This is a genomic window from Kitasatospora sp. Xyl93 (assembly GCF_055383135.1).
The window spans coordinates 3,336,225-3,356,535 of record NZ_AP029185.1 but is presented as its reverse complement, the minus strand read 5'-3'; the positions used below and the strand labels follow the sequence as shown (position 1 = coordinate 3,356,535).

Sequence of the window (20,311 nt, the reverse complement as noted above, 5' to 3'; positions counted from 1 at the left end):
TCAACCTCACCGTCCGCACCGGCACCGTGCACGCCCTGATGGGTGAGAACGGCGCCGGCAAGTCGACGCTGATGAAGATCCTCTACGGCATGCAGAAGCCGGACGAGGGCACCATCGCGATCAACGGCGAACTGTGCGAGTTCAACACCCCGGGCGACGCCATCTCCCGCGGCATCGGCATGGTGCACCAGCACTTCATGCTCGCCGACAACCTCACGGTGTGGGAGAACGTCGTCCTCGGCGGCGAGAAGATCCACGGCATCGGCGCCAAGGCCAAGGCGAAGATCAAGGAGATCTCCGACCAGTACGGCCTGGGCGTGCGCCCGGACGCCCTGGTCGAGGACCTCGGCGTCGCCGACCGCCAGCGCGTCGAGATCCTCAAGGTGCTGTACCGCGGCGCCAAGATCCTGATCCTCGACGAGCCCACGGCCGTGCTCGTGCCGCAGGAGGTCGACGCGCTGTTCGACAACCTGCGCGAGCTCAAGTCCGAGGGCGTCACCGTCATCTTCATCTCGCACAAGCTGCACGAGGTGCTCGCGGTGGCCGACGCGATCAGCGTCATCCGGCGCGGCACCACGGTCGGCGACGCCGACCCGAAGGCCGTCACCGCCCGCCAGCTCGCCGAGCTGATGGTCGGCGCCGAGCTGCCCTCCCCGGAGAGCCGCGAGTCGACCGTCACCGACGCCGTGATGCTCGACGTCGACGGCCTGCGGATCGCCAAGACCGACGCCGAGGGCGTCGAGCGCGTCGTCCTGGACGACGTCTCGCTGCGCATCCACAAGGGCGAGATCCTCGGCATCGCCGGTGTCGAGGGCAACGGCCAGGCCGAGCTGGTCGAGGCCGTGATGGGCATGCTGCCGCTGAACGCCGGCACCGTCACCCTGGACGGCAAGGACCTCTCCGGCGTCCAGACCCGGGCCCGCCGCGAGGCCGGCATCGGCTACATCCCCGAGGACCGCCACCGGCACGGCCTGCTGCTGGAGGCTCCGCTCTGGGAGAACCGCATGCTCGGGCACGTCACCGAGGCGCCCAACTCCAAGGGCGTGCTGCTCGACCCGGCCGCCGCCCGGGTGGACACCCAGCGGATCGTCGAGGAGTACGACGTCCGCACCCCCGGCATCGAGGTCACCGCGGCCTCGCTCTCCGGCGGCAACCAGCAGAAGCTGATCATCGGCCGCGAGATGAGCCACCAGCCCAAGCTGCTGATCGCCGCCCACCCCACCCGCGGTGTGGACGTCGGCGCGCAGGCGCAGATCTGGGAGCACATCCGGGTCGCCCAGCGGGCCGGCCTGGCCGTCCTGCTGATCTCCGCGGACCTGGACGAACTGATCGGCCTGTCCGACACCATCCGGGTGATCTACCGCGGCCGCCTGGTCGCCGACGCCGACCCGGCCACCGTCACCGCCGAGGACCTCGGCACCGCGATGACCGGTGCCGCCAGCGGCCACCTGGAGTCCGAGCCGGAGGCCGTCGCCGAGGCGCAGGCCGTCGCCGCCGAGGGCACCGAGGCCGAGGGCCAGCACTCGCACACCGACACCGCCGACGACCCGCAGGCGGGGGAGTAACCCATGACCAGTCCCAACCCCGCCGCCGCGAAGCCCGGCCTGGCGCAGCGGTTCAGCGGCGAGCGGATCGTGCTCGCCCTGGCGGCGCCGGTGCTCGCGATCGTGCTCTCCGTCGCCATCTGCTCGGTGCTGCTGGCGACCTCGGGCAAGAACCCGTTCGACGCGTGGAACGTGATGATCACGTACGCCACCAAGTCGGACGGCCAGGTGAACATCATCAACCGGACCACCACGTACTACCTGGCCGCCGCGGCCGCGGCGTTCGGGTTCCGGATGAACCTGTTCAACATCGGCGTCGAGGGCCAGTACAAGGTCGCGGCGCTGTTCGCGGCCTTCGTCGGCAGCCGGCTCGACCTGCCGGCCTTCATCCAGATCCCGCTGCTGCTGATCACCGCCATGCTGGTCGGTGGCCTGTACGCGAGCATCGCCGGTCTGCTGAAGGTCTACCGCGGCGTCAGCGAGGTCATCTCGACCATCATGCTGAACGCGATCGCCACCGCGATCGTCGGCGTGCTGCTCGTCCCGGGCATCTTCGCGCCCAAGGTGAGCGGCACCAGCAACTCGATCCAGACCGAGAAGATCTCGGAGTCCAGCCACTTCTTCTCGATCGAGACGGACGGCGGCAGGCTCTGGGGCTTCCTGGTCGTCGCCGTCCTGGTCGGCGTGGTCTTCCAGTTCGTGCTGACCCGCACCCGCTTCGGCTTCGACCTGCGGGCCACCGGCCGCTCGGAGTCCGCCGCGACCGCGTCCGGCGTGAACGTCAAGAAGATGGTCGTCATCTCGATGATCGTCTCCGGTGCGATCGCCGGTCTGATCGGTCTGCCCGAACTGCTGCAGAACTCGTACTACTTCGGCCAGACCTTCCAGCAGAACCTGGGCTTCCTGGGCATCTCGATCGCCCTGCTCGGCCGGAACAGCCCGATCGGCATCGCCTTCGCGGCGCTGCTGTTCGCCTTCCTGGACGCGTCCGGCTCGGTGCTCCCGCTGCCCCTGAACGGCGAGTTCCCGTTCGAGATCGTCGACGTCATGAAGGGCACCATCGTCATCTGCGTCGTCGTCGCGTACGAGCTGGTGCGCCGCTACGGCCTGAAGCGCCAGCAGCAGAAGGTCGGCGCCCAGCTCGCCGCCCAGCTCGCGGCCACTGAGAAGAAGGAGGTGTCGGCATGAGTACCGCCACCGCTGCTCGTCCGAAGGCGCCGGGCGCGCCCGCGAAGAAGCGCAAGCTGTCCTGGCCGGTCGTCCTGCTCCTGATCGCGGGCGCCCTGGTCCTGTTCTCCGCCGTGGGCCTGGCCACCGGCAACCACTCGCTGACCTCCTCCGGGCAGGTCACCGCCGCGCTGGGCGCGGCCGTGCCGATCGGCATGGCCGGTCTCGGCGGCCTCTGGTCCGAGCGGGCCGGTGTGGTCAACATCGGTCTCGAAGGCATGATGGTCGCCGGCACCTTCTGCGGCGCCTGGGCGGGCTACCTGGTCAACCCGTGGGTCGGCCTGCTGGCCGGAATGGCCGGCGGCGCGCTCGGCGGCCTGCTGCACGCGGTCGTCACCGTCACCTTCGGCGTCGACCACATCGTCTCCGGCGTCGGCATCAACCTGCTGATCCCCGGCATCTGCGCGTACGTCAACCGGATCTACTACAAGGACTACGTCTCGGCCGGTGCCGGCCAGAACCAGTCCCCGCCGGCGGACCCGCTGCCGTACATCACCATCCCGGGCCTGTCCTCCGGGCTGAAGGACATCGAGAGCCACCACTGGTTCTTCGTCTCGGACCTCGCCGGGGTGCTCGGCGGCATGGTCACCAAGCTCTCGGTGGTCGTGGTGCTCGCCGCCGTGCTGATCGTGGTCAGCTACTTCGCGCTCTGGCGCACGGTGTTCGGCCTGCGGCTGCGCTCCTGCGGTGAGAACCCCACCGCCGCCGAGTCGCTGGGCGTCAACGTCTACAAGTACAAGTACCTCGCGGTCGTCGCCTCCGGCGCGTTCGCGGGCCTCGGCGGTGCCTACCTCTCGCTGGTCGCCGCGCACTTCTACAAGGACGGCCAGACGGCCGGCCGCGGCTTCATCGGCCTGGCCGCGATGATCTTCGGCAACTGGATGCCCGGCGGCCTCGCCATGGGCGCCGGCCTGTTCGGCTTCACCGACAGCCTCCAGCTGCGCGACCCGGAGTCGGTGCACGTGCTGATCCTGATCGTCGGCATCGCGATGGTCCTGCTGGCGCTCTGGAACCTGTACCGCCGCAAGTACGTCTCGACGGCGGTCACCATCGCGGCGGCCGCGGGCCTGATCTGCTGGTACGCGTTCACCGAGCAGGTGCAGCGCCCGCTGATCGTCGCCACGCCGTACCTGATCACCCTGGTGGTGCTCTCGCTGGCCTCGCAACGGCTGCGGATGCCGAAGGCGGACGGCCAGATCTACCGCAAGGGCCAGGGCAAGTGACGGCCCCGGCCGCCGGCCCGGTCGACTGGGAGCTGCTGCGGACGGCGGCGCGCGAGGCGATGGGCCACGCGTACGCGCCGTACAGCAGGTTCCCGGTCGGCGCGGCCGCGCTGGTGGACGACGGCCGGGTGGTCACCGGCTGCAACGTCGAGAACGCCTCGTACGGGCTGGGGCTGTGCGCCGAGTGCGGGCTGGTGTCCGCGCTGCACTCCTCCGGCGGCGGCCGGCTGGTCGCCTTCACCTGCGTGGACGGCGCCGGCGACCTGCTGATGCCGTGCGGGCGCTGCCGCCAGCTGCTGTACGAGCACGGCGGGCCGGAGCTGCTGATCGAACTGGCCTCGGGCGTGAAGCCGATGAGCGAGGTCCTGCCCGACGCGTTCGGGCCGGAGCGGCTCTAGCATCCTTTTCTGTTACGCGCGTAGAGTGTCGCGAGTGGGCCGGAACCGGGTCATCTCGCGGCACTCTTCGCTTTTGACGCTTTTTTGAAACCCTCTTGGAGCACGCATGGACGTCATCTCCGTCATCAGGACCAAGCGCGACCGCGGAGAGCTGAGCGACGCTCAGATCGACTGGGTCATCGACGCCTACACCCGCGGCGAGGTCGCCGACGAGCAGATGTCCGCCCTGGCGATGGCGATCCTGCTGAACGGGATGGGGCCGCGCGAGATCAGCCGCTGGACCGACGCCATGATCCGCTCCGGCGTCCGGATGGACTTCTCCTCGCTGCCGCTGCCCACCAGCGACAAGCACTCCACCGGCGGCGTCGGCGACAAGATCACCCTGCCGCTCGCCCCGCTGGTCGCCGCCTGCGGCGCCGCCGTCCCGCAGCTGTCCGGCCGCGGCCTCGGCCACACCGGCGGCACCCTGGACAAGCTGGAGTCCATCCCCGGCTGGCGCGCCCTGCTCTCCAACGAGGAGATGATGGACGTGCTGCGCGACGCCGGCGCGGTCATCTGCGCCGCCGGCGACGGCCTCGCGCCGGCCGACAAGAAGCTGTACGCGCTGCGCGACGTCACCGGCACCGTCGAGGCCATCCCGCTGATCGCCTCCTCGATCATGTCCAAGAAGATCGCCGAGGGCACCGGCGCGCTCGTCCTGGACGTCAAGGTCGGCTCCGGCGCGTTCATGAAGAACCTGGACGACGCCCGCGAGCTCGCCCGCACCATGGTCGGCCTGGGCACCACCGCCGGGGTCAACACCGTCGCCCTGCTCACCGACATGTCCACCCCGCTCGGCCTCACCGCGGGCAACGCGCTGGAGGTCCGGGAGTCCATGGAGGTACTCGCGGGCGGCGGCCCGGCCGACGTCGTGGAGCTGACCCTGGCGCTCGCCCGCGAGATGCTCGCCGCGGCCGGCGTGCACGGCAAGGACCCGGCGGACGCGCTGCGGGACGGCTCCGCGATGGACCACTGGCGCCGCATGATCGCCGCCCAGGGCGGCGACGTCGACGCCCCGCTCCCGGTCGCCCGCGAGCAGCACGTCATCCCGGCGCCCGCCTCCGGCGTGCTCACCGCGCTGGACGCCTACGCCGTCGGCGTCTGCGCCTGGCGCCTGGGCGCCGGCCGCGCCCGCAAGGAGGACCCGGTCCAGGCCGGCGCCGGCGTCGAGATGCACGCCAAGCCCGGCGACACGGTGGTGGCCGGCCAGCCCCTGCTGACCCTGCACACCGACACCCCGGAGCGCTTCGACTACGCGGTCGAGGCCCTGGCCGGCGGCATCGAGGTCGCCCCGGCGGGCACCGCCTTCACCCCGAACCCGATCGTGCTGGACCGCATCGCCTGACGGTCCCGGGGTCTGCTCGCGTACGCCGGATCAGGCGTACGTGAGCAGGCCGCTGGTGTCGAGCGTCCAGGGGCCCACGGCGACGTGGTCGCCGAACACGAACTTCTCCCGGGCCTCGTAACCGGGTTCCGAGTGCACGATTCCGGTGCCCGTGCGGGGATCGACGAGCAGGTAGAACGGAATCCCCATCGCCGAGTAGTCGCGAACCTTGTCGTGGTAGTCGTTCTCGGGGTTGGACTTCGAGACGATCTCCACGACGAGCAGCACCTCGTGCGGCAGGACCGCCCGCTGCTCGCCCTCCAGGGTCGCCTCGGGGAACACCATCAGGTCGGGGTTGCGCAGTCGGCCGAGCCCCGCGTCCTGGAGATCCGCACCGTGGTACGCGATGTGGCCCGGGTGGGTGGCCGACAACTGGGCGTTGAGCTGTCGGGAAAGGCGCAGCACCGCGAGTTCGTGGCGCTTCACGGGCGACATCATCATGACGATCTGGCCGTCGGCGATCTCGATCTTCCCTATCCCCGGCACCTTCGGCAGCTGATCCGCGATTTCGAGCAGCCGGGCGTACACAGCAGGATCGATGCTCATGTTCCGGAGTTTATCGGCGGTGGCTGTCAAGCGTCCGCGACCGTCCGCCGGGCCGCGTGGGCCTGGCGGGTGGCGTAGAGGGTGACGGCGGCGGCGAGGGCCATGGCGGCGAGGCCGACGGTGGCGGCGCCGGGCCAGCCGGTGGCGTGGTAGGCGTCGGCGCCGAGGGTGCCGCCCAGGCTGTTGCCCAGGTAGTAGGCGATCAGGTAGAGGGCGGAGGCCTGGGCGCGGCCCTCGGTGGCGGTGCGGCCCACCGAGGAGGAGGCGGTGGCGTGGCCGGCGAAGAAGCCGGCGGTGATCAGGACCAGGCCGAGCAGGGCGCAGACCAGGGACTGGGCGAGGGAGAGCAGCAGGCCGGCCGCGGTCACGCCGATGGAGACGTAGAGGGCGCCGCGCCGGCCGAGGCGGCCGGAGAGCCGGCCGGCCGCGGCGGAGGTGCCGGTGCCGACCAGGTAGACCACGAAGATCGAGGCGGCGACCGACTCCGGCAGGTGGAACGGCGAGCCGATCAGCCGGTAGCCGACGGTGTTGTAGACCGCGCCGAACACCGCCATGAACAGCATCCCGAGCAGGTACAGCCGCACCAGCAGCGGGTTGCGCAGGTGCCGCCCGACGGTCCGGGCGAGCGCGCGGGCGTCCACCGGGGCCGGGGTGAAGTGCCGGGCGGCGGGGATCAGCAGCCGGAAGGCGAGGGTGGCGAGCAGCGCGAGGACGGCGGAGGCGGCGAGGCCCCAGCGCCAGCCGAGCCCGGCGGCGGTCCAGCCGGAGAGCAGCCGGCCGCCCATCCCGCCGATGCTGTTGCCGGCCACGTACAGGCCCATCGCGGAGGGCAGCGCGCTGGGGTGGACCTCCTCGGCGAGGTAGGCCATGGCGGTGGCCGGGAGCCCGGCGAGGGCGGCGCCCTGGAGGGCCCGCAGCGCGACGAGGGTGGTGAGGTCCGGCGCGAAGGGCAGCGCGAGGGCGAGCACGGAGGCGGCGAGGGTGGAGGCGGTCATCACCGCGGTGCGGCCGTACCGGTCGGAGAGCGCGCTGGCCGGGAGCAGCCCGAGGGCGAGGCCGAGGGTGGCGGCGGAGGCCGTCCAGCTGGCCTGGCCGGGGGTGAGGTCGAGGTCGGCCGAGAGGACCGGCAGCAGGCCCTGGGTGGAGTAGAGCAGGACGAAGGTCGCGACCCCGGCGGCGAACAGGGCGAGGTTGGCGCGGCGGAAGGCGCGCCCGCCGGGGCGGTGGCGGTCGTCTCCGGAGATGGCGGCGGAGGAGGGGGCGGTGGCGGGGGCATCCGGGGCGGCCACGGATGCCCTGGTACTGGAGGGCTGCATGTCCTCGACCGTAGGACCGGCGCGCTTGATGCGTCCAATGCATGAAGCATGGATGATCGATGCACTGTCGTATGAGTCGAGGTGGTGGCGGGATGTCCGGTCCGGAACCGGTGGACGGCGGCGATCAGCGGTACCGGGAGGCCGAGTTGGGGCCGGAGGAGCCGGCCGTGCTGCTGGCGCCCCGGCTGGCGCAGTTCGCCGCGGTGGCCCGGCTGGAGCACGTGACCCGGGCGGCCGCGCTGCTCGGGGTGCCGCAGCCGACGCTGTCGCGCGCGGTGGCCCGGCTGGAGGAGGAGCTGGGGGTGGACCTGCTGGCCCGGCAGGGCCGTACGGTGCGGCTGACCAGGGCGGGTCGGCTGCTGCTGGCCTCGGTGGAGCGGGCGCTGGCCGAGGTCGAGCGCGGTGCGGCGGCGGCCCGGGCGGAGGCGGACCCGGCGGGGGGCCTGGTGGCCTTCGGGTTCCTGCACACGATGGGGCCGGACGCGGTGCCGGCGCTGCTGCGCGGCTTCCGCGCGGAGCACCCGCGGGTGCGCTTCCAGCTGGTGCAGGACTACGGCGCGGCGATGCTGGAGCGGCTGCGGGCTGGGGAGTTGGACCTCTGCCTGGTCGCGCCGCTGCCGGACGACCCGGCGTTCGCCGCCCGCCCGCTGGACGAGCAGCGGCTGCACCTGGTCGTCCCGGCGGACCACCGGCTGGCCGGGCGGCGGCGGATCCGGCTGGCGGAGGTGGCCGAGGAGCCGTTCGTCGGGCTGGAGCAGGGGTACGGGCTGCGGGTGATCACGGACGGCTTCTGCGCGCAGGCCGGGTTCGTCCCGCGGCTGGCGTTCGAGGGGGAGGAGGCGGAGACGCTGCGCGGGCTGGTGGCGGCCGGGCTGGGGGTGGCGCTGCTGCCGCCGGCCCTGGTGGCGCGGCCGGGGGTGGTGGAGCTGGAGGTGACGGCACCGCGCACCCGGCGGGCGGTCGGGCTGGCCTGGGCGGCGGGGCGGCCGCTGACGCCGCCGGCGCGGGCGTTCCGGGATTTCGTGCTGTCCCGGCGCGGGCGGCTGCTGCACCACGACTGAGGCCGTCGCCGGGGGCGGGCGGCGCTTTGGCGGATCGTATGGACCGGGCGGTGGAATTCCGGGACGGGTTTGGACCATCCGGCGGTGCGCGCGGTGGTCGGTCTACGCGCGTAGGGGCTATATTTCCGCAATGGAACAGCAGATCCCCGTCACCACCGCGGGCACCGGCCCGCGCATCCCCACCCCCGACCAGATCCTCCGCGCGCCGAAGGTCCTCCTGCACGACCACCTGGACGGCGGGCTGCGCCCGGAGACCGTGGTCGAGCTGGCCGCCGCCTGCGGCTACCAGGGCCTGCCCACCACCGACCCCAAGGAGCTCGGCGAGTGGTTCCGCGAGGCCGCCGACTCCGGCTCGCTGGTCCGCTACCTGGAGACCTTCGCACACACCTGCGCCGTGATGCAGACCCGTGAGGCGCTGGTCAAGGTCGCCGCGGACTGCGCCGAGGACCTGGCCGCCGACGGCGTCGTGTACGCCGAGGTCCGCTACGCCCCCGAGCAGCACCTGGAGGCCGGACTGAGCCTGGACGAGGTCGTCGAGGCCGTCCAGGAGGGCTTCCGCCTCGGCGAGGCCAACGCCCGCGAGGCCGGCCACCGTATCCGCGTCGGCACCCTGCTGACCGCGATGCGGCACGCCGCCCGCTCCACCGAGATCGCCGAACTGGCCAACCGCTACCGGGACCGCGGCGTGGTCGGCTTCGACATCGCCGGTGCCGAGGCCGGCTACCCGCCCACCCGCCACCAGGCCGCCTTCGACTACCTCAAGGGCGAGAACAACCACTTCACCATCCACGCGGGCGAGGCCTTCGGCCTGCCGTCGATCTGGGAGGCCCTGCAGTGCTGCGGCGCCGACCGGCTCGGCCACGGCGTGCGGATCGTCGACGACATCACGGTGGGCGAGGACGGCACGGTCGAACTCGGCCGACTGGCCGCGTACGTGCGCGACAAGCGCGTCCCGCTGGAGATGTGCCCGACCTCCAACATCCAGACCGGCGCCGCCGCCTCGTACGCCGAGCACCCGATCGGGCTGCTCAGCCGGCTGAAGTTCCGGGTCACCGTGAACACCGACAACCGGCTGATGAGCGGCACCAGCATGAGCCGGGAGTTCGGCCACGTGGTGGACGCCTTCGGCTACACCCTGGGCGACCTGGAGTGGTTCACGGTGAACGCGATGAAGTCCGCGTTCCTGCCCTTCGACGAGCGGCTGGCGATGATCAACGACGTGATCAAGCCGGGCTACGCCGAGCTGAAGGCGGAGTGGCTGTTCAGCGGGGGTGTCGGCGGCAACTGAGCCGCCGGCGCGGTGTGCCCGCCCCGCCCGTCGGATGAACACCGCTCTCCTGGAGGGGAGTTGGTGTTCATCCGACTAGTCACTCGGGTGAGTGAACGCCCTTTGGTCGCCGCGCGACCTGCTCACTACGGTGTGCCCGTCATTGCCGACACGTCGCGGCGGGCGGTCGCACGTCCGCCGGTCCCGTGCGTGAACCCGGCCACCGACGAGGATCCAAAGGGGACCAACCATGAAGCAGGCTCTCAAGGCCGCCGGCACCGCGGCGCTCGGCATCGCCATCGCGGCGGTCGGCGCCGGTACCGCGTCCGCGGCTGACGGCCAGGCGGCCGGCGGCCTCGGGCTGCCCACCGGCGTGTTGACGAACCCGGCGGTGACCGGTGCGGTCACCGACACCGCCGGCAAGCTGCCCGCCACCGGCAAGGTGACCGACACCCTGGGCACCCTCGCCCCGAGCGTCGGCAAGGCCGTCCCCGCCGGTGACACCCCGCTGGCCGGTGTCACCCAGCAGCGCGCCGCCGTCCCGTCCATCCCCGGACTGGACAAGACCCCGATCGGCGGGCTGACCGGCCTGCTCCCGGGCCTGGGCGGCTGAGCCGGAGCCCACGGCACGGCGACGGGCCGCCCACTCCCGGAGACCCCGGGAGTGGGCGGCCCGTCGCTCTGTGCGCGGGGCCGCCGGGCTCACGGTTCCTGGGGGAGCAGCAGCCAGAGGGCCAGGTAGAGGAGGAACTGGGGGCCGGGGAGCAGGCAGGAGAGCAGGAAGATCAGCCGGACGGTCCACGGGGTCAGGCCGAAGCGTTCGGCGATCCCGGCGCAGACGCCGGCGATCACGCGGTTGTGGCGGGGACGGGCGAGGCGCGCGCTCATGATTTCTCCGTACGGTGGCGGCCCGGTCCGGCCGGTCCGGCGGGCTGCTTCCATACTCCGCCGCCACCCGCCCCCAGTCCTCCGTCCGGCAGGTGATTCCGGGCCCCGAAGGGTCACCGGGGAGGCGTAGCCGAATGTCGGGGTCCTCCTCAGGGTGACCCTGAGGGACGGGGGCCGGAAGTCCGGCCGGGCCCGTCCGAACGTCCGGAGGCGGCTCGGTAGGATGCTGCCGATCGCGGTCGGCCGGGGGGCGGACGGAAGAGCCCGACTTCGTCGTGGAAACGACCTCTCGTGCAAGCGATTTCACGTCCTGATGGGTTCTGTCCCGAATTCTCTCGTGGGGTTGAATTGCACATTCGGCATCGCAGATTCCTGACCGCGACCGCCGCCGTCACGCTGGCCTCCGGCCTGGCCGCCGCCGGGGCCCTGGCCGTCCTCGCCGCGCCGGAGGCCGTCGCGGCGGCCCCGGGCTCCCAGTCCCGCCCCTCGCCGGTCACGATCACCTTCAGCGGCCTTCCCGGCACCGTCCAGGCCGGTGGCGCGCCGGTGGAGTTCACCGCGACGCTCCGGAACACCGCCGACCACCGGCTGGACGTCCCCTCCTCGGCCTTCGTGGTCGCCGGCACCGGCGCCGGCGCCGGGCAGGGCCACTTCCGGCTGGAGTACCGGCCGCCCGGCGGCACCCAGTGGCTGGACGCCAGGGTGAGCGCGGGGGGCGTCGGCGCCTTCTGGACGCTCGACCAGCCCGCCGTGCTGTCGCTGCCTGCCGGTGCCGAGGCGGGCTACCGGCTGCGGCTCACCGTCACCGCCGACGCCCCGGCCGGGCGGGTGGCGCCGGGCTTCAACTCCGTGGTCTCGGACCCGGCCCTGCCGCCGGAGCAGCGCGCCGCCGAGGCGGGCAGCGGCTACCCGGACCTGCTCATCGCCCCGGCGGCGGCGCCGAGCACCCCACCGAGCGCCACGCCGGCCGCCCCGGCGGCCACCGCCCGGGTCGGGTTCGACGGTGTGCCGACCGCGTTCACGGTGGGCGGGGAGGCGAAGCCGTTCCGGCTGGTCCTCACCAACCGGAGCGGCCGGGGCTTGCGGGTGGTGCCCGCGGTGGTGTTCCAGGGGGTGGACGAACTCCCCCCGCAGACCGTCGTGTTGGAGTTCCGCACCGCCGACGGCCAGTGGCGGGAAGCCACCCCGGGCGGCAGCCCGGAGCACCCGACCTGGCTGTACTTCGGGCTGCGGACCGGGGATCGGAACGCCGACGTCGTCGCGCTGGCGAAGGGCGAGAGCCGCACCGTCGACCTCCGGCTGGCCTTCACCAAGGACGCGCCGATCCTCTTCGAGTCCCTGGTCGCCGTCTCGGGCACCCTGCCGGAGCCGGGCGAGAGCGCGGCCGAGGCGGACGGCCCGGCGGCCGACTTCATCACCGTGCCCGCGACGCGCGCCACCGCGGTGCCCGCTCGCGCCGTCCCGGACCCCGACCCGGCCCCGGAGGCGGCGGAGTCGCCCACCGCCCCGGTCGGCCCCGCGACGGCCTCCTCGGGGGTGCCGAGCCCGGCGGTGGGCGGCGTGCGGACGGCCGCCGTCGCGGCCCCGGCCGCCGACCCCCGGCTGGCCTCCACCGGTGGCGGGACGGCGGCGGAGCCGATGGCGGTCACCGGTGCGGCCGCGATCGCCCTCGGCGTCGGCACCCTGGTGGTGGCGCGGCGCCGCGACCGCGTGCGGCGCGGCGCCGGGAACTGACCCCGGAGGACGGCGAGGCCCGCCCGTCCCCGCCGGGTGGCGGGGTCGGACGGGCCTCGGTCGGTTCCGTGACGGCCGTACGGCGCGGTCAGCCGACCGGGTGCTGCGGCGGCTGCGGCTGCGCGTACGGGTTGTCCGCGACCGGCTGCGGCGGGAGACCCGGCTGGTACGGTGCGGCGCCCTGCGGCGGGGCCGGCGGAGCGACCGGCGGGACGGGGGCACCGGCCGGCGGCGGGACGGGAGCGCCCGGCTGCGGGGCGTACGGCGCCTGCGGGGCGTTGGGGTTGAACGGCGCCTGCGGGGCCTGGGCGGCGTTGGGGTTGAACGGCGCCTGCGGGGCGTTGGGGTTGAACGGCGCGTTCGGGTTGAACGCGGCGGCCGCCTGGGCGGCCTGCTGCTGCTTGGCGTTGCCGCGCTCGACCAGCGCCTTCACCGAGGCGACGATCATCAGGACCGGCAGGATGAACACCTTGAAGAAGATGGTGTACGTGCCGCCCTCGAAGACGAACGCCAGGTAGTAGGCGTACCCCAGGAACGCGAGGCCGATGACGACGTTGAGGATGCGCAGGCCGACCTTCATCCCGCCGGCGACGGCCCCGAGGACCACCATGATGACGCCGCTGACCGCCAGTGCGACGACGTACCAGGAGAAAAGCGGTTCGGCGTTGAAGTCGAGATTGTTCAAGGAGATTTCCTGGGAAGGGGAAGACGAAAACGGCGGGCACCGTTCGGGGACGAGAGCGCACAGTACTGGAGGCGGCCGACATCCGTCTCCGCCTTTGCGTCACGGTGTCATTGCGCTGTGCCGCAGCGGAAGTCGACGAGGTGGGAAATGACGGAGTTTGAGGTGCTGCGGGTCTTTTGCGGGCCCGACGGGAGCCAGGGGAACGCGCTCGGTGTGGTGCGCGACGGCGCCGCCGTGCCGGAGCGCGCGGACCGGCAGCGGATCGCACGCGGACTCGGCTTCAGCGAGACGGTGTTCGTCGACGATCCGGAGCGCGGCGAGATCGACATCTACACCCCGTCGGTGCGCCTGCCGTTCGCCGGCCATCCGTGCGTGGGCGCCGCCTGGCTGCTCGGGGTGGACCGGCTGGTCACGGCCGCCGGAGAGGTGGCGGTGCGGCGCGAGGACGGGCTGACCCGGATCGCGGCCCGGCCGGAGTGGGCCCCGGGGCGCACGCTGCGGCAGTACGGTTCGGCGGCCGAGGTGGAGACGCTGGAGGTGCCGCCGCCGGGGGAGTGGGTCTACGCCTGGGCCTGGCAGGACGAGGCGGCCGGCACCGTACGGGCCCGGGCCTTCCCCGGGCGGGGCGACGGGATCGACGAGGACGAGGCCACCGGCGCGGCCGCGCTGCTGCTGGCCGCGAGCCTCGGCCGGGCGCTGACCGTCACCCAGGGGCGGGGATCGCTGCTGCTGGCCGGTCCGCGCCCGGGCGGGCTGGTCGAGGTCGGCGGCCGGGTGGTCCGCGACCGGGGGCCTCAGCCGGTCGGCGGCGTCGGCTCGGCGTAGGCCCGCCGCCGGGCGGCGGGTGCGACGGCCGTGACGGCCGTGACGGAGGCGACGGCCGCGACGGCGGCGATGGAGCCGACGGCCGGGACGGAGCCGGCGGTGGGTACCGGCGGCACGGAGCGCACCGCCCGCCGGGGCGCCCGGGGCCGCCGGTCCCGCAGCAGGAGCCGCAGGCCGGGGACGAGCGCGAGGTGGGCGACGGCCACGCCGGCCGCGGCGAACAGGATGTGGTCCACGTTGAGGACGTGCCCGGGAGCCCAGGAGGAGAGGAACTCCAGCGCGGTCGCCAGCAGCGCGGAGACGCCGGTGGTGCGCAGGAAGGACGGCAGCCAGGGGGCCCGGAGCCGGCCGCCGGCCAGCGGCAGCAGGACGCCGAGCGGGGCCAGCAGCAGGAGCTCGCCGAGCACCTGCCAGGCGCTGGAGGAGCGGAGCGAGGCGAGCGGCGTCAGGTTGGCGTCGTACACCCAGGCCACCGGCAGCGGTCTCAGGACCAGCCAGAGCACCAGCGCCAGGTGGCCGGTGAGGCCCGCCAGCCCGGCCAACCGCAGGGGACGGTGGACGGCCGCCGCCGGGCTGCTCTCGGTCCCCGCGCCGGAACGCTCGTCGCGTGTCCTGGTGCCATCTCGCTGCACGGGGGGAAGGACGTGGGCCGACGCCACGTCGGTTCCACGCCGGGCGTGAACATTCCAGGACGCGCCCCCCGCCGCCCTTCCCGCCCCCTTCCCGGCGGCCTACTTGCAGGGCGAGGCCGTCGGCACCGCGCCGAACACGTTGTCCGGCGGCGGACTGCCCGGCGCCACCGGGGTGGGCGACGGGCTCGGGCTCGCGGCCGCCTTGCCGCCGCGGGCCGGCGTCGTGGTCGGGGCCGGTCCCGGCGGGGTGGCCAGGGCCGGCGGTATGTGCGGGGTGGTCGGGCAGGCCGTCCGGCTGGCGGGCGCGCCGGCGTCGACCGGTACGGCGGTCGGCCGGATGCCGCAGCCGGAGGCCAGCGCGAGCAGCAGCAGCACGCCCGCGCCGCGGCGCAGGACGGTGCGGGGGACGGCGGTGTCGGTGCGGGGGGTCACGTGGCGTCCTTGTCCTCGGCGGCGTCGCCGGCGGGGCCGCCCTCGGCCCCGCCCGCGGACGGCGGAGGCGGCGGGGCCAGCGGCAGGGTCAGGGTGAACACCGCGCCGACCTCCCCGTTCGCCGCCGTGATCGTCCCCCCGTGTATCTGCGCGTTGGCCATCGCGATCGACAGGCCGAGACCGCTGCCCTCCGAGCGCGCCCGCCCCCGGTCCGCCTTGTAGAACCGGTCGAAGACGTGCGGCAGCACGTCCTCCGGGATGCCCGGCCCGCTGTCGGAGACCTCGACCACGACCGACTCCCCGTCCTGCCGGACCTTCACCCGCACCGGCGAGCCGCCGTGCTTCAGCGCGTTGCCGATCAGGTTGGCGAAGACCACGTCGAGCCGGCGCGGGTCGACCACCGCCAGGATGCCGCGCGGGGCGTCCAGTTCGACCGCGTCGTACCAGGCCCGCCCGTCGATGCAGGACATGATCAGGTCGGCGACGTCCACCTCGTCGGCGACCAGCTTGGCGGTGCCGGCGTCGAAGCGGGTCACCTCCATCAGGTTCTCCACCAGGTCGGACAGCCGCCGGGTCTCGCTGACCACGAGCCGGACGGCCGGCTCGATCATCGGGTCCAGCGACTCGGCCTCGTCCTCCAGGATGTCGGTCACGGCGGTCATCGCGGTCAGCGGGGTGCGCAGCTCGTGCGACATGTCGGCGACGAACCGCCGGCTCTGCGCCTCGCGCGCGCTCAGCTCCTCGACCTGCTCGTGCAGGGACTCCGCGGCCCGGTTGAACGTCCTCGCCAGGTCGGCGAGTTCGTCCGAGCCCTCGACCTCCAGCCGGGTGTCCAGGCGCCCCTCGCCGAGCCGCCGGGCGGCGTCCCCGAGCCGCTTGACCGGCCGCAGCACGGTCGCCGAGGCGGCCTGGGCGAGCAGCGCCGAGCCGATCAGCGCGAGCAGCGTGGCGATGGCCAGCGACCAGCCCAGCGTGTTGAGGTCGGCCCGCTCGTTCTCCAGCGACTTGAACATGTACGCCGTCGGGCCGCTCGGCACCACCTTGGTGCCGCCGATCACGAACGGCCGGCCCTCCAGGTTCTGCCGCTGCCAGTACAGGTGGTACGGGAACGGGTTGTTCTCGGTGACCTCGCGCGGCCTGGCGACGGTGGCCTGCAGGGCGGTCGGGACGTCGGCGAGCGTGAAGTTCGCCGGGTCGGAGGAGGCCGTGCACTCCGGGTGCGCCGGGTCGACCACCACCACGTCGTAGGTCAGGCCGGAGCTGGCCACGGTGGACGCCAGCGAGGCCAGCTCCGGGCAGCTCGCGTTCAGCGGCAGCTCGGAGACGTTGCGGGTGAGCGACACCCGGAAGTCGTTCAGCGCGGTGTCCTGGGCGCGCTTGAGCACCGCGTCGCGGTTCAGCCAGTACGCGATGCCGGAGGCCGAGACGGCGGCGAGCAGCGCGACGGCCGCGAACACCGCGATCAGCCGCACCCGCAGGGAGCGCAGCCGACGCCACCGGCCCGTCGAGAACCGCCGGGCAGTCGTCTGATGGTCAGTCACAAGAGCCTGTCGTGATACGGGAGTTCAGGGGACGGGTGGGGGCTGGTCGGGAGGCGTTCGGGATCAGGCCGGCGGGTCCAGCCGGTAGCCCACCCCCCGGACGGTGCGGATCAGCGTCGGCGCGGACGGCACGTCCTCGACCTTGGCCCGCAGCCGCTGCACGCAGGCGTCCACCAGCCGGGAGTCGCCGAGGTAGTCGTGCTCCCAGACCAGCCGCAGCAGCTGCTGGCGGGAGAGCGCCTGGCCGGGGCGGCGGCTGAGCTCCAGCAGCAGCCGCAGCTCGGTCGGGGTGAGCTGGAGGTCCTGTCCGTCCTTGGTGACGGTCATCGCCGCGCGGTCGATCACCACGCTGCCGTAGGCCGAGGAGTCCGAGCTCTCCCGCTCGCCGCGCCGCAGCACCGCGCGGATCCGGGCGTCCAGCACGCGGGGCTGGACCGGCTTCACCACGTAGTCGTCGGCTCCGGACTCCAGACCCACCACCACGTCGATGTCGTCGGAGCGGGCGGTCAGCAGGATGATCGGCAGCTGGTCGGTGCGGCGGATCCGGCGGCAGACTTCGAAGCCGTCGATTCCGGGCAGCATCACGTCCAGCACGATCAGGTCGGGTCGCTGCTCCTTGAAGAGCCTCAGACCGTCCTCGCCGGAGGCGGCGGTGGCCACGCGGTGGCCCTGGCGGGTGAGAGCGAGTTCGAGGCCGGTCCGGATGGCGTCGTCGTCCTCGATCAGTAGGAGGAAAGGCACGGCCCCATTTTGGCCCACCCGCAGCCCCGAATCACCCCCCGGACCGATCACCGGCCCCCCGGGAACCGGAACGGGCGCCACCGGCGTCCGCTACGGAGGGAGGCGGACCGGGACGTTCGACCCGCTCCTGTGACACCCCTGTGACAGTCGGCGGACAGCGCCATCACAACCGGCGGGCAGGATTTTCCATGTCGCCGCAGGACAGCGGGCCGCAAGGCCGGCTGGAGGGCGGCTACCGGAACCGCTCGTACCGACCCAGGGGGCGCACGATGAACGCCATGCTTCAGACCCGGACCAACCCGGCTGTCCGCACCGCGCGTTCGTCAGCCGCGTCCCACCGGACCCGGTACGAGGTCAGGACCGACGAGAACTCCGGTGCCGTGACCGTGCGGGGGTGCGCGCACAGCACCGGTGGAAACCCTGTCGCCCGCCGGGTGAGCGGCGGCGGCAGGACGGGGGAGCTGTACGGGATCGGCCGTCTGGGGAGTTCGGTCGACTCCGCCAACACCCTCACGCTGCGGGGGATCCTCCCCGTCCGCGTCGAGGGCAAGGACGCCCCGGGGGGCAACCGGGGGACCGGGGGGAACGGTCTGCGGACGGTCGGTTCGGGGGAGCCGACCGGTCGCGAGGCCGCCGGTGCGACGCTGCTGCGGTTGAACCCCGCGGCGGCCCGCACCACCGAGGCGGGACAGGGAGGCGCGCAGGGGGAGCACTCGGCCGTCGCGGAGGACCACATCACGGAGTTCACCGCGTACGTGCGCGAGCGCCGCGCCTCCCTGTACGCCACGGCCTACCACCTGACCGGTGACCGCTACGAGGCCGAGGACCTGCTGCAGAGCGCGCTCTTCAGCACGTACCGGGCCTGGGGCCGGATCACCGACAAGGCCGCGGTCGGCGGGTACCTCCGCCGCACCATGACCAACCTGCACATCTCCGCCTGGCGGCGCCGCAAGGTCAACGAGTACCCGACCGAGGAGCTGCCGGAGACGGCCGGCGACACCGACGCGATGGGCGGCACCGAGCTGCGCACCGTGCTCTGGCAGGCGCTGGCGAAGCTGCCGGAGAACCAGCGCACCATGCTGGTGCTGCGGTACTACGAGGGCAAGACCGACCCGGAGATCGCCGACGTGCTGGGGATCAGCGTCGGCACGGTCAAGAGCAGCATCTGGCGCGCCCTGCGCCGGCTGCGCGAGGACGAGCACCTGAACAAGTCCGGCGACACCGTCCGGGCGTTCGGCGAGCTGGTCGCGTAACAGAGGACTCCCGTCGGGGGACGGGAAGCGGACGGTCACGGTCCGGGGGCAGCGGCTCGGGGGAGCATGCCCGTGGGGGAGCCGAGGACCGTTCGGGGAAGGCGACGGCCCGGTGCGGGGGAGACGCACCGGGCCTTCGTCGTGCCGTGGGCAGGGCGGGGCAGGGCAGGGCCGGTCTCGGACACGGGCGCGGTCCCGGACGCGGGCCCCCACGGTCGGCCCCGACGGTCGGCTCAGACGGCGGAGAGCTCGGTGGCCAGGGCCGCGGCGCGGATCCGCCGCTCGGCCTCCGGGCCGGCGCACGCGTACGAGCCGAGCGCGACCTGCCGGCCGACGATGGACCGCTCGGCCCGCATCAGCCGCAGGCCCCGGCGCAGCAGCACCGGCAGCGACTTGCGGCCCTCCCGGACGTCCCGGCGCAGCCGGCGCCAGGCCGTGGTGAGCGCGCCGTTGCGCAGGCACAGGGCGTCGCCGAGCAGGCCCTGTCCGGCGCACTCGGCGGTGATCTCGGCGGCGAAGATGCCCTCCGCGATGAACGCGCCCGCCCCGTCCAGCTCCAGGCCGCGGGTGCCGACCCGGCCGTTGTCCGGGATCGAGTACACCGGGACGTCCGCGCGGCCGTGCTCGTGCAGGGCGCGGATCGCGGCGACGGCCTGGTCGCGGTGCCAGGCCAGCGGGGAGTCCCAGTCGACGGCGCCGTCCGGCAGCCGCGGCAGGGTCGGGTCGTCCCCGTCCTTGTAGAAGTCGTCGAGCTGGAGCACCGGCAGGCCGCTGCGCTCGGCGAGCGAGGACTTCCCCGACCCGGAGGGCCCGGAGAGCAGGATCACCCGGGCGTGCGCGGCCGGTGCGGGGTTCATGGGGGAGTCACTCACGGGACACCAGTCTGACGCATCCCGGCCGGTTGCCGAAACCGGTCGGCACGGGTCTTCTGCCGTCAGGCGGTCCGCTGCGACCGCGGGTCGGCGAGGGCGACGTGCACCATCGGCAGGTAGCGGCTGTCCACCTGGAGGTAGACCAGTTCCCCGGTGCCGGGCGGCAGGTAGCCGGTGGCGGCCCAGTCCTGGCTGTGCCAGGTGTCGGGCTCGGGCTCGTGGAAGGTGCCCCCGGCGGGCAGGTCGAGGCGTCCGTCGTCGCGGGAGACCAGGGCCACGCTGTCGGCGCCGGGCGTGATGTGGAGGGTGCCGTTGGTGTACCCGGCCTGTCGCTCGGACCGGGCCGAGCAGGGCACCCGGACCGGGCGGCCGGCGGCCAGCCGCCGCGTGGTGCGGGCCACGTGCCACCGGCGGTAGAAGCCGTCCGCGAACAGTGCCATCAGCTCGCCGATGAACTCGCCCATCCGTCCCCCTCGATCGTTTCCGTCTCCGGTGATTCTGGCCCGGCCGCAGGGGTGTGCGGGAGCGTCGAAAGTCGGCGGTGGGCAGTGACGAAAGTCGCCGGAACGCCGGCGGCGGGCGGCCGGAACGGCGACGGACCCGCGCCAGGGGGGGAGAGGCGCGGGTCCGTCCAATGACCGTCCGGGCCCTGGGGGGGTGAGGGCACTGGGGACGGCCAGTCTGTGGAGTTGTTCGCTCGGAG

At 73.5% G+C, this 20,311-nt stretch carries 21 protein-coding genes; 11 read left to right on the top strand and 10 right to left on the bottom strand.

Annotation, left to right across the window (positions count from 1 at the left end):
- Positions 1-38: 38 nt before the first annotated feature.
- The 5 genes from ACZ5GH_RS14845 to ACZ5GH_RS14825 all read left to right on the top strand — a co-directional run bounded on the left by ACZ5GH_RS14845 (position 39) and on the right by ACZ5GH_RS14825 (position 5,776).
- Positions 39-1,565: an ABC transporter ATP-binding protein gene (locus ACZ5GH_RS14845; protein ID WP_387756610.1), complete on the top strand. Its 1,527-nt coding sequence runs from the start codon at positions 39-41 to the stop codon at positions 1,563-1,565.
- A gap of 3 nt (positions 1,566-1,568) precedes the next feature.
- Positions 1,569-2,732, top strand: a complete 1,164-nt coding sequence (locus ACZ5GH_RS14840; protein ID WP_387756487.1) for an ABC transporter permease — start codon at positions 1,569-1,571, stop codon at positions 2,730-2,732.
- On the top strand, positions 2,729-3,994 hold the full coding sequence (locus tag ACZ5GH_RS14835) for an ABC transporter permease (protein WP_464334468.1): 1,266 nt from the start codon (positions 2,729-2,731) through the stop codon (positions 3,992-3,994). The genes ACZ5GH_RS14840 and ACZ5GH_RS14835 overlap by 4 nt, the downstream gene beginning before the upstream one ends.
- A complete protein-coding gene (locus ACZ5GH_RS14830) occupies positions 3,991-4,392 on the top strand; it encodes a cytidine deaminase (RefSeq protein ID WP_387756491.1) in 402 nt (133 codons plus the stop codon). The genes ACZ5GH_RS14835 and ACZ5GH_RS14830 overlap by 4 nt, the downstream gene beginning before the upstream one ends.
- A 106-nt stretch (positions 4,393-4,498) precedes the next feature.
- The gene (locus tag ACZ5GH_RS14825; protein ID WP_464334467.1) at positions 4,499-5,776 is read left to right on the top strand and encodes a thymidine phosphorylase; all 1,278 of its coding nucleotides are present in this window, start codon (positions 4,499-4,501) and stop codon (positions 5,774-5,776) included.
- 30 nt (positions 5,777-5,806) lie between these two features.
- Here ACZ5GH_RS14825 and ACZ5GH_RS14820 read toward each other — a convergent pair whose 3' ends face one another.
- Together ACZ5GH_RS14820 and ACZ5GH_RS14815 are read right to left on the bottom strand one after the other, a co-directional pair.
- Positions 5,807-6,361 (bottom strand): Uma2 family endonuclease, encoded by a 555-nt coding sequence (locus ACZ5GH_RS14820; RefSeq protein WP_464334466.1) that lies wholly within the window; start codon positions 6,359-6,361, stop codon positions 5,807-5,809.
- Positions 6,362-6,387: 26 nt separating this feature from the next.
- Complete coding sequence (locus ACZ5GH_RS14815) at positions 6,388-7,677, bottom strand: MFS transporter (RefSeq protein ID WP_387756497.1); 1,290 nt, start codon at positions 7,675-7,677, stop codon at positions 6,388-6,390.
- A gap of 92 nt (positions 7,678-7,769) precedes the next feature.
- On the opposite strand from ACZ5GH_RS14815, the gene ACZ5GH_RS14810 reads away from it, so the two are divergent.
- The 3 genes from ACZ5GH_RS14810 (at position 7,770) to ACZ5GH_RS14800 (ending at position 10,618) form a co-directional block, all read left to right on the top strand.
- Positions 7,770-8,738 carry a LysR family transcriptional regulator gene (locus ACZ5GH_RS14810; RefSeq protein WP_387756499.1) on the top strand — a complete coding sequence of 323 codons (969 nt, stop codon included), beginning with the start codon at positions 7,770-7,772 and terminating at the stop codon, positions 8,736-8,738.
- Between the two features lie 130 nt (positions 8,739-8,868).
- Entirely contained in the window at positions 8,869-10,026 is a 1,158-nt protein-coding gene (locus ACZ5GH_RS14805) for an adenosine deaminase (RefSeq protein WP_387756501.1), read from the top strand.
- Between the two features lie 229 nt (positions 10,027-10,255).
- Positions 10,256-10,618, top strand: a complete 363-nt coding sequence (locus ACZ5GH_RS14800; protein WP_387756503.1) for a hypothetical protein — start codon at positions 10,256-10,258, stop codon at positions 10,616-10,618.
- 89 nt (positions 10,619-10,707) lie between these two features.
- Here ACZ5GH_RS14800 and ACZ5GH_RS14795 read toward each other — a convergent pair whose 3' ends face one another.
- The gene (locus tag ACZ5GH_RS14795) at positions 10,708-10,893 is read right to left on the bottom strand and encodes a PspC domain-containing protein (protein WP_355267409.1); all 186 of its coding nucleotides are present in this window, start codon (positions 10,891-10,893) and stop codon (positions 10,708-10,710) included.
- 348 nt (positions 10,894-11,241) lie between these two features.
- On the opposite strand from ACZ5GH_RS14795, the gene ACZ5GH_RS14790 reads away from it, so the two are divergent.
- Positions 11,242-12,627 carry a hypothetical protein gene (locus ACZ5GH_RS14790; protein ID WP_464334465.1) on the top strand — a complete coding sequence of 462 codons (1,386 nt, stop codon included), beginning with the start codon at positions 11,242-11,244 and terminating at the stop codon, positions 12,625-12,627.
- A gap of 88 nt (positions 12,628-12,715) precedes the next feature.
- Here ACZ5GH_RS14790 and ACZ5GH_RS14785 read toward each other — a convergent pair whose 3' ends face one another.
- On the bottom strand, positions 12,716-13,312 hold the full coding sequence (locus tag ACZ5GH_RS14785; protein ID WP_387756507.1) for a hypothetical protein: 597 nt from the start codon (positions 13,310-13,312) through the stop codon (positions 12,716-12,718).
- Positions 13,313-13,459: 147 nt separating this feature from the next.
- Here ACZ5GH_RS14785 and ACZ5GH_RS14780 point away from each other — a divergent pair, with 147 nt between their 5' ends.
- The gene (locus ACZ5GH_RS14780; RefSeq protein ID WP_464334464.1) at positions 13,460-14,137 is read left to right on the top strand and encodes a PhzF family phenazine biosynthesis protein; all 678 of its coding nucleotides are present in this window, start codon (positions 13,460-13,462) and stop codon (positions 14,135-14,137) included.
- On the opposite strand, the gene ACZ5GH_RS14775 is transcribed toward ACZ5GH_RS14780, so the two are convergent.
- The 4 genes from ACZ5GH_RS14775 to ACZ5GH_RS14760 all read right to left on the bottom strand — a co-directional run bounded on the left by ACZ5GH_RS14775 (position 14,107) and on the right by ACZ5GH_RS14760 (position 17,483).
- Entirely contained in the window at positions 14,107-14,769 is a 663-nt protein-coding gene (locus ACZ5GH_RS14775) for a VanZ family protein (protein WP_387756511.1), read from the bottom strand. The two genes, ACZ5GH_RS14780 and ACZ5GH_RS14775, sit on opposite strands and share 31 nt — an antisense overlap.
- A 99-nt stretch (positions 14,770-14,868) precedes the next feature.
- Positions 14,869-15,201, bottom strand: a complete 333-nt coding sequence (locus ACZ5GH_RS14770; protein WP_387756513.1) for a hypothetical protein — start codon at positions 15,199-15,201, stop codon at positions 14,869-14,871.
- On the bottom strand, positions 15,198-16,742 hold the full coding sequence (locus ACZ5GH_RS14765) for an ATP-binding protein (RefSeq protein ID WP_387756515.1): 1,545 nt from the start codon (positions 16,740-16,742) through the stop codon (positions 15,198-15,200). The genes ACZ5GH_RS14770 and ACZ5GH_RS14765 overlap by 4 nt, the downstream gene beginning before the upstream one ends.
- Positions 16,743-16,805: 63 nt before the next feature.
- Positions 16,806-17,483: a response regulator transcription factor gene (locus tag ACZ5GH_RS14760; protein ID WP_030257458.1), complete on the bottom strand. Its 678-nt coding sequence runs from the start codon at positions 17,481-17,483 to the stop codon at positions 16,806-16,808.
- A gap of 590 nt (positions 17,484-18,073) precedes the next feature.
- On the opposite strand from ACZ5GH_RS14760, the gene ACZ5GH_RS14755 reads away from it, so the two are divergent.
- Positions 18,074-18,736 carry a SigE family RNA polymerase sigma factor gene (locus ACZ5GH_RS14755; RefSeq protein WP_464336830.1) on the top strand — a complete coding sequence of 221 codons (663 nt, stop codon included), beginning with the start codon at positions 18,074-18,076 and terminating at the stop codon, positions 18,734-18,736.
- Positions 18,737-18,969: 233 nt separating this feature from the next.
- On the opposite strand, the gene ACZ5GH_RS14750 is transcribed toward ACZ5GH_RS14755, so the two are convergent.
- Together ACZ5GH_RS14750 and ACZ5GH_RS14745 are read right to left on the bottom strand one after the other, a co-directional pair.
- Positions 18,970-19,608 (bottom strand): ATP-binding protein, encoded by a 639-nt coding sequence (locus ACZ5GH_RS14750; RefSeq protein ID WP_387756517.1) that lies wholly within the window; start codon positions 19,606-19,608, stop codon positions 18,970-18,972.
- A 62-nt stretch (positions 19,609-19,670) separates the two neighbouring features.
- The gene (locus tag ACZ5GH_RS14745; RefSeq protein WP_464334463.1) at positions 19,671-20,072 is read right to left on the bottom strand and encodes a hypothetical protein; all 402 of its coding nucleotides are present in this window, start codon (positions 20,070-20,072) and stop codon (positions 19,671-19,673) included.
- Between the last annotated feature and the right edge of the window lie 239 nt (positions 20,073-20,311).